This is a genomic window from Bacillus sp. ok061 (assembly GCF_900108285.1).
GTDB lineage: Bacteria > Bacillota > Bacilli > Bacillales > Bacillaceae_G > Bacillus_A > Bacillus_A thuringiensis_S.
In genome coordinates, this window is record NZ_FNUW01000002.1 from 280,604 (window position 1) to 293,223 (window position 12,620).

Genomic DNA, 12,620 nt, shown 5'->3' on the forward strand with positions numbered 1-12,620 from the left:
TAAACTTAATCTCGATTTTGGCATCTTATTACGTGAAAACAGCAATATCATAAAGAAACGATTCATTTTCAAATTAGTACAATAGATATGAAAAGGCCCCCTTATGAGAGTAAAGTTAGTTAGCACGTAATTCTCATAAGGGAGAGTCTTTTTTCGTATAAACCATGGTGCTCCCAAGTATGTATACATAATCAGTAAAGAATTGAGAGTGTTCTTTTGTTAATGGGATATTCTGAAAGGGGTTACATAGTGAGATCGAAATATATGATCGGTGTAGATATTGGGACAACTAGTACAAAATCGATTTTGTTTTCAATTGATGGATCTGTTATTGCAAGTCATGGAATTGAATATCCTTTATATTCTCCTACGCCTGAAACAGCAGAACAAGATCCAGAAGAAATCTTTCAAGCGGTGATACATACGATTAAAGAAGTTGTGCAATCAAGTAATATACAAGCGGTTGATATTCTCTGTGTTTCTTTCAGTTCGGCAATGCATAGCGTTATCGCTGTAGACGAAGATGGAAATCCGTTAACGAGATGTATCACGTGGGCAGATAATAGAAGTGCAAGCTGGGCGGAGAAAATAAAGAATGATATGAATGGTCATGAAATTTATTTACGTACTGGGACACCAATTCATCCGATGTCACCACTTTCGAAATTAGTTTGGCTACAGAATGAGCGGGTAGAATTGTTCGCAAGAAGTTATAAATTCATTTCTATTAAAGAATATGTTTTCTACAAGTTATATAAAGAATATGTGATTGATTATTCTATAGCATCAGCAACAGGAATGCTCAATTTGAAATCTTTAAAATGGGATGAAGAGGCTTTACATGTTGCGGGAATTACAGATGACAAGCTTTCTAAACTTGTTCCAACAACGCACAGTTTAACAGGATTAGATGAAGAGCTTGCCAAAGAAATGAATGTACTTGTTTCTACGCCTTTTGTAGTAGGAGCGAGTGATGGAGTACTATCTAATTTAGGTGTAAATGCAATAGATCCTGGCGTTGTGGCTGTTACAATTGGTACAAGCGGTGCGATACGTGCTGTAACAAATCGTCCTGTAACAGATCCAAAAGGTAGAATTTTTTGTTATGCTTTAACTGAAGACCATTGGGTAATCGGTGGACCAGTTAATAATGGTGGTATGATTTTCAGGTGGGCTCGTGACCAATTGGGCACTTCAGAGATTGAACTTGCGAAGCGTTTAGGAAAAGATCCATATGAAGTACTTACTGAAATAGCAGCAAATGTGAATCCTGGATCTGACGGTTTATTATTTCACCCGTATTTAGCAGGGGAAAGAGCTCCTTTATGGAATGCAAATGCACGGGGATCTTTCTTTGGACTCGGATTGCATCATAAGAAAGAACATCTTATCCGTGCTGTTTTAGAAGGAGTAATTTATAATTTATATACGGTTCTTCTCGCTTTAAAAGAGTTAATTGGTGAACCGAAAAAAATTCAAGCGACAGGCGGTTTTGCAAGGTCGGAACTTTGGAGACAGATGATGGCAGATATTTTCCATCAAGACGTATATGTTCCTGAAAGTTTCGAAAGCTCTTGCTTAGGAGCTGCAATCCTCGGTTTATATAGTTTAGGTGAAATAGATACATTATCCGTAGTTTCTGAAATGGTAGGTGCAGATTTTCATCATGAGCCAAACATGGAAAGTGTGGAAAAATATAAAGATTTAACGCCAATCTATATTCGTCTGTCCCGTCAATTGGAAGAAGAATATGAAAGTATAGCAGCGTACCAAAAAAAGTGGGTTTAAAAGCTATTTATCAAGAAAATATGGTAACGTATAAAGAGGTACTCCGATTTTTTAGGATACTCTTTCAACATAAAATATTTTAAGAAGTATGATGAACGAAAAATATAGGGAGAGAGGGTTATAAAAATGAAGGATAACAAAGAGTTTATTGGATATGTTGGAACTTACACGAAAGAAAATAGTGAAGGAATATATAAGTTTACTTTAGACACAGAAGCAAAAAAAATTAGTAATGTAACACTTGCCGCTAAGCTGGATAACCCTACATATGTAACGATTAACCGAAATAATGAATATCTCTATTCTGTTGTTAAGGAAGGCGAATCTGGTGGTTTAGCTGCGTATTCCATTGATAGTCATACTGGAGAACTAAAAGCGAAAAATAGACAAGTAGTAGAAGGTGCTTCTCCTTGTCATATTAGTGTTGATAGTGGAAATCATACAGTAGTTACAGCGAATTACCATAAAGGAACGATTGAGTCTTTTGAAATAAATGAAGAAAATGGAACTGTAAATCCTGCTTCATCTATTATGGCGCATGAAGGTTCAGGTCCAAATAAAGAAAGACAAGAAAAACCACATGCACATTACGCGGGATATACTCCTGATGAAAAATATGTGATAGGTGTTGATTTAGGAATTGATAAGTTAATTACGTATGAAATAAAAGATAGTACATTAACAGAAGTGAATAGTTTATCTGTAAATCCAGGGAGTGGTCCAAGACACATTACTTTTCATCCAAATGGAAAATACGCTTATGTAATGACGGAGCTTAGTTCAGAGGTTATTGCGCTAACATATAACTCGGAAGAAGGATCCTTTACAGAAGTACAGTATATTTCTACTCTTCCAGCAGAGTTTGATGAAAATAGTCAAGGAAGTGCTATCCATATTTCTTCTGACGGTCGTTTTGTATATGCAGGTAATCGTGGTCATAATAGTATCGCTGTTTATAGCGTAGATCAAAATTCAGGTCAGCTTACATTTATTGAACATACATCTACAGAAGGAAATTGGCCGAGGGACTTTGTATTAGATCCTACTGAAAAGTTTCTTGTTGCTACAAATGAAAAGTCACATAATCTTGTGCTATTTTCAAGAGATGAATCTACAGGAAAGTTAACACTTTTACAATCTGATGTTGTTGTGCCAGAGCCTGTTTGTGTGAAGTTTTTAAATGTTTAAGTTGTGTTCCATATAATTTCATATACTCAGAAAACAATAAAAAGCAAAGCGATATCGCTTTGCTTTTTATTGTTTCTTTTTCGGTCTACGTACTAATTCGCCGCCGCAGTTTGGACAAACGTTTTGTCTTTTTTCTGTACATGGTGCGCAAAATGTACATTCATATACACAAATGTAAGCTTCAGAATTTGGTTCGAGCGATTGATCGCAAATTTGACAGTTTGTTTTCATTTCTAGTGCCATAATAAGTCTCCTTTTAGTTAGAAAATTTATAATTTAATTATAATTCATTGAATAGAAATAGTCCTTTTCAATTGAAAGGAAATCGAATGATAAAGTTATGAATTGAAACGAAAGATGCTGGTTTATTTTAAAATTGATTATTTATTACAGTTGGAATATTATGAAATAGTCAAAAGACAACAGGGGGTATAGATTTTGACTAATCATAACGATCATTTAAAAGCAAACTGCGAAAAATGCTTCGGTCTATGTTGCGTTGCATTACCGTTCGCAGCATCGGTAGATTTTGCAGTGAATAAAGATGGTGGTAAACCATGTTCCAACTTACAATCAGATTTTAAATGTAGTATACATAAAAATCTTAGAGGAAAAGGTTATAAAGGTTGTACAGTATTTGAGTGTTTCGGTGCTGGGCAGAAGATTTCTCAGGGTACGTTTAAAGGGATTGATTGGCGGAAAGATGCAAAGCATGCGAAAAAAATGTACGATGCTTTTCCGGTTATGCATCAACTTCATGAAATGCTTTGGTATTTGAATGAGGCGATTCTTTTAAAGGCAACACAGCCAATCCATAAAGAGCTGGAAACCGCAATTGAGGAGACAGAGCGACTTTCGAATTTAAATCCAGATGAGTTAATGAAAATAAATGTTCCAATGCATAGGGCAGAGGTGAACATTCTTCTTTTAGAAACGAGCGAATTAGTATGGAAGGAAATGAATACTGCGCGTAAGAAACGAATCATACACCGCGGCGCAGACCTTATGGGAGCAAATCTGAAAAAGAAAGATTTACAAGGAGCAAATTTAAGAGGAGCATATTTAATTGCGGCAAACTTAAATGGAGCAGACTTACGAGGGGCAGATCTCATCGGAGCAGATTTACGAGATGCAGATATTCGCGGGACTGATTTTACAAATAGTATTTTCCTGACGCAAGTTCAAGTTAATGCGGCCAGAGGGGATAAACATACGAAATTACCGAAATTGTTGTCTCGTCCATCGCATTGGAGTGAGTAAAGAGTGAGGAGTATTTAGTGTGGATATATTTCAGTATTTAGAAGAGATGCAAGAGGATGTCTTTTCGTTAGCAGTAGAGCAAATAGAAGCGAAGTATTATGATATTTGTTGCATGTTGGCGTCTACAGAATGTGCAGAACGAATTAAAGCAATTGATTTAGAGTCATATAAGGAAAGTATTCGAGTAGGTTTGGATGCAGCTGTAGAAATGGCTACTAATGAAGAAGCAAAAGCGATTTATTTTGAGTATGACCTTGATAACGAATGGGATAGTCAGTTCTATATTTGTGAGGAGTATTTTCCAATGGAAGAAGAGTATGACGATTGGGCTTCTGAATGGACATATAATATTGAGGGTCCGGGGTCTGTAGAATTAGCGGATATGTATAATGAAAATGGCTTTGACACAAGTGAAAAAGCAATCGGTATAACTTTATATTTAATTGCTAAAACGCTGTGTAGTTTTATAAGTATACGTAGTGAAGTGCAAAGTAATATACCGATTTGTATTGGTTTTCACGACCAAGATCCAATTATGCGAACAGGCAGAGATTAAGAATCTCTGCCTGCTTTTTATTTCTTTTCAAAAGTAGTAATGAAAACGCTACATATAATGAGAATACCACCAATGAAAAAGTTACTATTTAATGTTTCATTTAATAAGAGCCAACCGAGCAACGATCCAACGATAGGTTGGAAGAAGAAAAATAAGGAACCGATGCTTGCATCCATTAATTCTAATCCTTTATTCCAAAGGAAAAAGGCACCTGCTGTTGAGACAATACCTAAGTATAATACGCCTAATATTACGTACGTATTTACTGTTCCGATAGAGGCTGCTTGTAGTTCCCATATCATAAAAGGTGTAATAAAAAAGAGTGAAAAGAATATGGCATACGTTGTAATAACTAAGGATGAAAATTGGATTGAAGCGATTTTTACATAAATAGATAGTAAAGCCCACGTAATAGCGGCTCCAACTAAAATGATTGTTCCGATAAAATAGGAGCCAATTTCAATATCCCATCCGATTACGATAATGACACCGATTGTCGCTATTATAGTAGATAAAAGTCTACGAGCAGTTAGTTTTTCTTTCAAAATGAGCGCTGCAAATATAACCATAAATGCAGGTGTAGCTGATGTAACTAACGAGCCTGTATGAGCGTCGGATAATTTTGTTCCGATAAATTGGCATGTGATCGAAATGAAATAGCCGATAAATCCAATCCAAGCGAATAGGAGCCAATCTTTTTTGCGAATGGTTACTTTTTTCTTTTGCTTTTTCTCAGCTATTTTCAAAATGAAATACAAAACAACAAAAGCGATAATAAAGCGTAGCCAAACGAGTGTTAGTGGTGGGATAAAATCGAGTACGTATTTGCTAACAACATACATACCGCCCCATATACTTGCTGCTAGTGATAAGCATATAGCTCCTAAAATGTTTTGTTTCATTTGAAGTACCTCCGTCTATTTTAGGGTAATATGAGTTCCCTAAGACGAGGCATAGTGTATGTGCTAAATGAATGCCCGCCTTAGTTTATAGACGGCCTACAGGTTGATCGTTTTCGAATGAAGTGTTGTAGTACATGTGTATTCCTCCTTTTTAAGTTATAGTGATAGTATAACTTAATTTTCTGATTATTGGGGGGTGTTATGAAATATATCGTTATAAAATCACATGTTAGCAATTATCCTAATCCAATTCGCTTAGAAGAGGGGGATGTAGTGAAAATGATAGAGAGTTACGCTGGTCCTGAAAATTGGGAAAACTGGATGTTTTGTCACGAAGAGAAATATGACCGGAAAGGATGGGTTCCGGAGCAAATTATAAGAAAAGATATGAATGGAACAGGAATTATTATAAAACAATATACTGCGAAAGAATTAAATGGAGTATTGGAGAAAGAGTGATCGGATTAGAAGAATTGAATGGATGGGTTTGGTGCGAAGGAAGAGATGGTGAGAAGGGCTGGGTACCAAAGGAAAACTTACAAAAATATTAATAATAATATTTGATCAATAATTAGGAAACATATTTTTGCTTATGAGTATATTGGTTGTAGGATAAAAAGTAGATTAATAGAGAAAGAGGAGGAGATTATTATAACTACAACCGTTATTTCACATTTTTACAATGAAGAGTATTTATTGCCATGGTGGCTTATGCATCATACGAAACTTTTTGATCATGGTATTTTAATTAATAAAGGTTCAACAGATCGTTCCGTTGAGATTTGTAAAAAATTTGCACCGCATTGGGAAGTGCGAGATTCTGTAAATCCAGAGTTTGATGCATATGCGACAGATCATGAAGTGATGAGGATAGAACAAGAAGTACAAGGATGGAAAATGGTTTTAAATACGACTGAGTTTCTTTGCATGCAAGATAAAAATCAGTTTTGGAAATCACTAAATGAATTGGGAGGGAGGATGTATTGGCTGGACGGGCTTATTATGGTTGATGATCCTAACTACAACTATCCGGACCTTAACTTTGGAATACCTTTAATGAAACAGCGATTTCATGGTTATTTACCAGAAGATTGGCCGTTATGGAGAAGAGGTAGATTTATTCATAATCATGAACATGGAAGTTATACGGTTGGAAGACATTTATCCGCGCATGAATCTATGATTTGTCCGCCCCTTGCTTGTATATTATGGTTTGGATTTAGTCCGTGGAACGATGTGATGAGAAAGAGAAAGTTACAAATTGGTCCGACTCTTTCTGAAGCTAGTAAGCATGGGGGAATGGGGACGCACCATATTATTACGCCGGAAAGATTAGAAGAATGGTATAAGGAATTAGCGAGAGGAACGAAGGATTTACGTTTTAGTAATGCATATCGTTATGTTTTTGTATAAATGATTCCCACCATAAAATTGTTTCTTCTATTCCTGTATTTAAATCGTATGTTGGTTTCCAGTTTACTTCAGTTTTTAAACGTTCTACACTAACGCCGACGAATAAAGGTTCATCCTTAGAGAAAGGAATCGCGTCTAGTTTAATTAAATGTTCTTTTCCTATTTTTTTAGCGATGATAGAAGCTAGTTCTTTAATTTGTACAGATTGACCTGAAGCGATATTGATGGTGCCTGTAACGCCATGTTCTAATACTGTTACGAGAGCGTCAGCGACGTCACTCACATGGAGGAAATCTCTCGATTGTTTTCCATGTGTACATAGTGCTTCCTCATTTTTTAATAAGGAAGTGATAATGTTAGAAACGAGCCGATTACCTTGTTCGTAAGGTCCATACATATGAAAAATGCGGCCCCAACACATGCTGAGGCCTGTTTGTTGTGCATACGTTTCTAACCAGGAGTGCAGTGCGTTTTTACATAATGAATACGGGGTTTTATAGGAAAGAAGCGGTGAATCTTCAAATAATACGCCGTTAAACCATTCATATTCTGCGCCAGTACCTGCAACGACAACACGCTTTCCGCCGCATGCTGTGAAGTGTTGAATCAATGAAATACTAGACTTTAGCCAATAGTAATTATTAATAGATACATAGCATGCTGGTGGCACTGCTTCCCAAGCAAGGTGAATGAGATGGCTAGGCTGAACGTCGGAAATGAATTGTTTTACTTCGTCATTGCGAAGCAAGTTTACTTTATGCCAATGGCAAGGGAGGTGAGAGGGTTTATTTTTATTATACGTGGCGTGCACTTCATATCCCTTTTGTATAAGTGAATGTACAACATATTTACCTATCCAGCCACTACCACCTGTTACAACAACTTTCTTCATGGCTCGATCACCTCAACTTCTGGAACCGTCACTAAAAATTTACCGCCCCATTCACGAATGAAAGAGCATTCTTTCATAATTTCGTCTTTCAAATTCCAAGGAAGTATGAAAATGTAATCCGGTTTTGTACGTTTAATTTCTGCTGGAGATTTTATTGGAATACGAGTTCCTGGTAAAAGGAGATTTTGTTTGTGAGGATTTTTATCTACTGTATAAGCTAGAAATTCTTTACCTATCCCGCAATAATTCAAAAGGGTGTTTCCTTTAGCTGGAGCACCGTAACCGATAATTTGTTTGTTTAAAGCTTTCGCTTCAATAAAAAACTTTAAAATATTTATTTTCAATTGTTCGATGCTTTTAGAAAAAAGGAGATAGCAATCTAAAGCATCTAACTCGTGGTCGACTTCTTTTTGAATTAATTTTGTAACATTGGAATGGATAGTTGATTGGGCACTTAGATGGTTTACAAAAATACGTAATGAACCACCATGCGTTGAAAGTTCTTCTACATCAACAATTTGTAAATGATGATAACTTAAAACTTTTTGAAGGCTTATAAGTGAGAAGTAGGAAAAGTGCTCATGGTAGATAGTATCGAACTGTTTAAAGGATATGAGGTTTAATAAGTGTGGGAATTCAATTGTTATTGTGCCATCTTGTTTTAATAACGTTTTTAAACCGGCAACAAAATCATGCAAGTTTGGAACGTGTGCTAATACGTTATTTGCGACGATTAAATCAGCTTGTGGTAATTTTTTTGCTAAGTCATTACTGAAAAAATTCACATGAGTAGGAATTCCTTTTTGGATAGCAATTTCTGCTACGTTTTTCGCGGGTTCAATTCCCAATGTCTCGATATTTTCTTTTTTAAAGTATTGTAATAAGTACCCATCGTTACTTGCAATTTCAATCACTTTTGAATGTTTCGTTAAGTTGAAACGCTTAATCGCCATTTCTACATATTGTTTAGCGTGTAGTAGCCAACTTGAGGAGTAAGAGCTGAAGTATAAATAGTTATGAAAAATATTTTGTGGGGATTCAAATTCATCTAGCTGTACGAGTAAACAAGAGTTACAAACAAATGTGTGCAGCGGATAAAAAGGTTCCATTTTATATGAGCTTTCAGGAGCTACAAATGAATTAGCAAGAGGGGAAACGCCCAAATCTAAAAAAGTGTTGGTTAGTAATGATTGGCAAAAACGGCATTTTTTCTGTTCCATTTTATAGCCCCCTTATAAATTTTTGAATGTATCGATTTGTTGTCGTGTGAAAGATTCTATCTTTTCACCAGATGCATATTTTTTGTACCAATCAACAGTCCAAGCGATAGCATCATCTGTTGATAACTTAGGAGTCCAGCCGAGTTTGTTTACTGCTTTTGTACTGTTGAGTGTTAAAATTTGTGATTCATAAGGAGTTTTTATAGAGGGAGAATGGATTGTGAGTCGTTTATTCCATAAGTTCGTTACGGATTGAATGACATCATTTACGGTTCTGCTAGATTCATTAATCGGTCCGAAATTCCATGCTTCTGCATATTTAGCATTATTCCAAAGTTTCTCAGCTAAAAGGATATAGCCATGTAGAGGATCTAAAACATGTTGCCACGGACGGACGGCATATTTGTTTCGAATACACAAAGTATGATTGTGCAAATATGCCCGAATGATATCAGGGAATAGTCGATCTTCTGCCCAATCACCACCACCAATAACGTTACCTGCTCTTACAGAAGCAAGCGAAGTAGTATTCGTGTGAAAAAAAGATTTGTGATAAGATGTTGCAACTAATTCAGCACAAGCTTTACTAGCGCTATAAGGGTCGAAACCTCCTAGTCGGTCATTTTCCACGAACGCTCGGTCGCCACTACCGTCATTCTCATAACATTTATCGCTTGTCACATTAATAATGGCACGTACGTTTTCGACGGACTTTGCTGCTTCTAGCACGTGGACAGTACCTAAAACATTCGTTTTGAATGTATCGATAGGATTTTTGTATGAAGCGGTTACGATTGGCTGAGCTGCTAAATGAAATACTATGTCAGGTTTATGCTGCTTCATGGCATGAAATAAAGAATGGTAATCTGTAATATCGCCTTTCATTGTCGTGCACTCTTTTGCTACGTTACCTTGTTCAAAAATGTTAGGAATGGATGGGGGATGAGAAGAAAAGCCTACTACTTCTGCACCTAAAGAACTTAAGAAAAGGGTGAGCCAGGAGCCTTTAAATCCAGTATGTCCCGTAATAAATACTTTTTTCTTATTCCAAAAAGATGATGAAGCCATATTACCAAACCTTCCACGGAGCGTTATTACTTTCCCATAGCTCGACTAATTTATTTTTATCGCGCAATGTATCCATCGGATGCCAAAAACCAGAATGTTGATATGCGGCCAATTCATTTTTGTTTACTAACTGAACTAAAGTGTCTGTTTCAAAAACAGACTTATCTCCACTAATGTAATTGAAAACTTCAGGATTTAAAACGAAAAATCCACCGTTAACCCATCCGCCATCACCTAATGGTTTTTCTTGAAAAGATGTTACAGACTGTTTATCTAATATGAGAGAACCAAATCTACCAGGAGGTTGTACGGCAGTAACAGTAGCCATTTTCCCATGTTTTTTATGGAATGTAATAAGTTCTTTTATATTTACATTACTTAATCCATCACCATAAGTGAGGCAGAAAGGTTCGTCTCCGACATAATTTTGAATCTTTTTCACTCGGCCACCCGTTTCGGTATTTACACCAGTATCGATTAGTGTAACTTTCCATGGTTCTACACGATGAGAATGGCTAGTAATTGTATTATCGTTTAACTGTATTGTGAAATCAGACATGTGTAAGTTGTAATTTAGAAAGAACTCTTTAATTGCATATCCTTTATAGCCTAAGCAAATAATAAACTCAGTAATCCCGTAATGACTATACAAACTCATAATGTGCCATAGAATGGGTTTTGTTCCAATTTCAATCATAGGTTTCGGTTTTAAATGTGTTTCTTCCCCAATTCTTGTACCGTACCCACCAGCAAGAATAACAGCTTTCATTTTTTCCTCCTAAAATAAAAATTTATTATTTATACAGTATTCATGTTTTATGCAAATGAGATTGTTTTTGATTAAGTGAATGAAATTGTTTGAGGTGATGACAATACAGAAAATATTACGGTTTGAATTTTGGAAATAATTCTTGATATTCAGGGTTATTACGTAGGTCTTGTGTTAGGTTACTAAGCTCTAAAAAACGTATGTCCAGTACTTCAGGAGATTGACCGTAATGTGTTTGAAGCCCCATTTGAACACCCCTTTTTGAAAGGGTAGGCGTAATTTGTAATTTTCTTGCCTTTGATTGTTCATTCCAAGGGCTAAAATAAAATTTTAAAATAAATGAAGGATAGTCATAAATTATATATCCGTGCCGCGAATGATGTCTACCAGGTAAATATGCACCGTCTAGATGATTGTGAATAAATCTCCAAGCACATCCGAGATTTGGGTTATAAGGGAAGACACCGTGGTATCGCTGTTCTACTAAGGGGATAGAATATCTAGGCTTTGAATAATTATAATTATGATTATCTATCATTAAAATCATTCTAATCGCATACATGTTTTGGCCTAGTGTATGAAGAGATGAAAAAAATTCTTCAGTATTATTACAACAAAAGAATTCAGTAGTATTTAAAACGATTTTCCAACCTGAAACTTCTCTTTCAATTTCCATCACTTCAACATCAGTATTAGTTGGATCAAACTCAAGAAATCTTGAATTTCGTACTTCCCAGTGGGGTGCTAATAGTTTACAAATCTCTACGGAACGATCTGTAGACCCTCTATTAATTAAAATGCCGTGATCGAATATTTTCGTGTGATGCATAAGCCACCATGGGAGTAGGTATTCTTCATTATAAAAATGAGAAATGATTGTCTTTTTCATGTTAATTCCCTCCTATACAAGCAATCATTATTAGTAGGATATGCTTTTAAATAAGAAAGGTTAAAAGGGGCAGACAATGTAGTGATTAGGTAATAGTTTAGTAATTTTATTATATAAGTGTAGATTACTCGTATTGAATAATCATAGGAGGAGAGTGAAATTTTGTATAAATTGTGAATAATAAACCATCACGTTTGACTGTACAGTTTATGTGTTGTATGATGTTAGTAATATAAACAAGGGGGGAAGATCGTTGGGAAGGTGTATCGAATCGGACAGTTGGCTCTCATGGCTCACGTGTCGAAACGCACGATTGATTATTATACGAATCTAGGAATCTTAAAAGCGGAGCGATCTCAATCTAATTATCGCTATTACGATGAAACAGCATTTGAGACATTACAATTTATTGAGAAGTGCAAAGAAATGCATATGCCGCTTTGTGAGATTAAAGAGAAAATCGAGGAGAAGAAGAAGCTGCTCGGTATCAATGAACACGTTTCGAAACAAGTGAATGAAGTGACAGACCATATTCATCGGTTAGAAGCAGAGTTAACGGAGTTAAAGCCGCTTTTAGATGGATTGACTGATTCACAACGTGAAAAAATATCGAAATCTTTATCTGGTCAAACGACAGCTTTAATACAGACACTTGCTCTATTATTATAGAAAAAA

At 35.8% G+C, this 12,620-nt stretch carries 13 protein-coding genes and 1 pseudogene; 7 read left to right on the top strand and 7 right to left on the bottom strand.

What is annotated here, in order from left to right; all coding sequences use genetic code 11:
• The first annotated feature begins 264 nt into the window (after positions 1–264).
• Both gntK and C4S65_RS03980 read left to right on the top strand, forming a co-directional pair.
• Positions 265–1,788: a gluconokinase gene (gntK, locus tag C4S65_RS03975; RefSeq protein WP_142391522.1), complete on the top strand. Its 1,524-nt coding sequence runs from the start codon at positions 265–267 to the stop codon at positions 1,786–1,788.
• 126 nt (positions 1,789–1,914) lie between these two features.
• On the top strand, positions 1,915–2,976 hold the full coding sequence (locus C4S65_RS03980; RefSeq protein WP_000654320.1) for a lactonase family protein: 1,062 nt from the start codon (positions 1,915–1,917) through the stop codon (positions 2,974–2,976).
• A gap of 66 nt (positions 2,977–3,042) precedes the next feature.
• On the opposite strand, the gene C4S65_RS03985 is transcribed toward C4S65_RS03980, so the two are convergent.
• Positions 3,043–3,219 (bottom strand): DUF1272 domain-containing protein, encoded by a 177-nt coding sequence (locus C4S65_RS03985; RefSeq protein ID WP_001162787.1) that lies wholly within the window; start codon positions 3,217–3,219, stop codon positions 3,043–3,045.
• A 195-nt stretch (positions 3,220–3,414) separates the two neighbouring features.
• Between C4S65_RS03985 and C4S65_RS03990 the strand changes: the two genes are divergently transcribed.
• Both C4S65_RS03990 and C4S65_RS03995 read left to right on the top strand, forming a co-directional pair.
• Entirely contained in the window at positions 3,415–4,236 is an 822-nt protein-coding gene (locus tag C4S65_RS03990) for a pentapeptide repeat-containing protein (protein WP_098223037.1), read from the top strand.
• A gap of 19 nt (positions 4,237–4,255) precedes the next feature.
• Positions 4,256–4,792 (top strand): hypothetical protein, encoded by a 537-nt coding sequence (locus tag C4S65_RS03995; RefSeq protein WP_000350934.1) that lies wholly within the window; start codon positions 4,256–4,258, stop codon positions 4,790–4,792.
• A gap of 17 nt (positions 4,793–4,809) precedes the next feature.
• Here C4S65_RS03995 and C4S65_RS04000 read toward each other — a convergent pair whose 3' ends face one another.
• Positions 4,810–5,694, bottom strand: a complete 885-nt coding sequence (locus C4S65_RS04000; RefSeq protein WP_000812377.1) for a DMT family transporter — start codon at positions 5,692–5,694, stop codon at positions 4,810–4,812.
• A gap of 201 nt (positions 5,695–5,895) precedes the next feature.
• On the opposite strand from C4S65_RS04000, the pseudogene C4S65_RS04005 reads away from it, so the two are divergent.
• Both C4S65_RS04005 and C4S65_RS04010 read left to right on the top strand, forming a co-directional pair.
• Positions 5,896–6,245, top strand: a pseudogene (locus C4S65_RS04005) (SH3 domain-containing protein).
• Positions 6,246–6,306: 61 nt separating this feature from the next.
• The gene (locus tag C4S65_RS04010) at positions 6,307–7,107 is read left to right on the top strand and encodes a glycosyltransferase family 2 protein (RefSeq protein ID WP_080546849.1); all 801 of its coding nucleotides are present in this window, start codon (positions 6,307–6,309) and stop codon (positions 7,105–7,107) included.
• Here C4S65_RS04010 and C4S65_RS04015 read toward each other — a convergent pair.
• From C4S65_RS04015 to C4S65_RS04035, 5 genes are all read right to left on the bottom strand, one after another.
• A complete protein-coding gene (locus tag C4S65_RS04015; RefSeq protein WP_103945138.1) occupies positions 7,076–7,999 on the bottom strand; it encodes an NAD-dependent epimerase/dehydratase family protein in 924 nt (307 codons plus the stop codon). The two genes, C4S65_RS04010 and C4S65_RS04015, sit on opposite strands and share 32 nt — an antisense overlap.
• Positions 7,996–9,219 (bottom strand): class I SAM-dependent methyltransferase, encoded by a 1,224-nt coding sequence (locus tag C4S65_RS04020; RefSeq protein ID WP_000435786.1) that lies wholly within the window; start codon positions 9,217–9,219, stop codon positions 7,996–7,998. Before C4S65_RS04020 ends, C4S65_RS04015 begins: the two co-directional genes overlap by 4 nt.
• 12 nt (positions 9,220–9,231) lie before the next feature.
• Positions 9,232–10,287, bottom strand: a complete 1,056-nt coding sequence (gene rfbG / locus C4S65_RS04025; RefSeq protein ID WP_097889003.1) for a CDP-glucose 4,6-dehydratase — start codon at positions 10,285–10,287, stop codon at positions 9,232–9,234.
• A gap of 1 nt (position 10,288) precedes the next feature.
• Positions 10,289–11,056 (bottom strand): glucose-1-phosphate cytidylyltransferase, encoded by a 768-nt coding sequence (gene rfbF, locus C4S65_RS04030; RefSeq protein WP_000648807.1) that lies wholly within the window; start codon positions 11,054–11,056, stop codon positions 10,289–10,291.
• Between the two features lie 115 nt (positions 11,057–11,171).
• On the bottom strand, positions 11,172–11,945 hold the full coding sequence (locus C4S65_RS04035) for a glycosyltransferase family 2 protein (protein WP_098838362.1): 774 nt from the start codon (positions 11,943–11,945) through the stop codon (positions 11,172–11,174).
• A 261-nt stretch (positions 11,946–12,206) separates the two neighbouring features.
• On the opposite strand from C4S65_RS04035, the gene C4S65_RS04040 reads away from it, so the two are divergent.
• Positions 12,207–12,614, top strand: a complete 408-nt coding sequence (locus C4S65_RS04040) for a MerR family transcriptional regulator (RefSeq protein ID WP_000285637.1) — start codon at positions 12,207–12,209, stop codon at positions 12,612–12,614.
• Positions 12,615–12,620: the final 6 nt, after the last annotated feature.

What these genes read in the sequence shown, in the direction of transcription:
- gntK (WP_142391522.1), top strand. Translation starts at nt 265, where the DNA reads ATGATCGGTGTAGATATTGGGACAACTAGTACAAAATCGATTTTGTTT.
- C4S65_RS03980 (WP_000654320.1), top strand. Translation starts at nt 1,915, where the DNA reads ATGAAGGATAACAAAGAGTTTATTGGATATGTTGGAACTTACACGAAA.
- C4S65_RS03985 (WP_001162787.1), bottom strand. Translation starts at nt 3,219, where the DNA reads ATGGCACTAGAAATGAAAACAAACTGTCAAATTTGCGATCAATCGCTC.
- C4S65_RS04000 (WP_000812377.1), bottom strand. Translation starts at nt 5,694, where the DNA reads ATGAAACAAAACATTTTAGGAGCTATATGCTTATCACTAGCAGCAAGT.
- C4S65_RS04015 (WP_103945138.1), bottom strand. Translation starts at nt 7,999, where the DNA reads ATGAAGAAAGTTGTTGTAACAGGTGGTAGTGGCTGGATAGGTAAATAT.
- C4S65_RS04020 (WP_000435786.1), bottom strand. Translation starts at nt 9,219, where the DNA reads ATGGAACAGAAAAAATGCCGTTTTTGCCAATCATTACTAACCAACACT.
- rfbG (WP_097889003.1), bottom strand. Translation starts at nt 10,287, where the DNA reads ATGGCTTCATCATCTTTTTGGAATAAGAAAAAAGTATTTATTACGGGA.
- rfbF (WP_000648807.1), bottom strand. Translation starts at nt 11,056, where the DNA reads ATGAAAGCTGTTATTCTTGCTGGTGGGTACGGTACAAGAATTGGGGAA.
- C4S65_RS04035 (WP_098838362.1), bottom strand. Translation starts at nt 11,945, where the DNA reads ATGAAAAAGACAATCATTTCTCATTTTTATAATGAAGAATACCTACTC.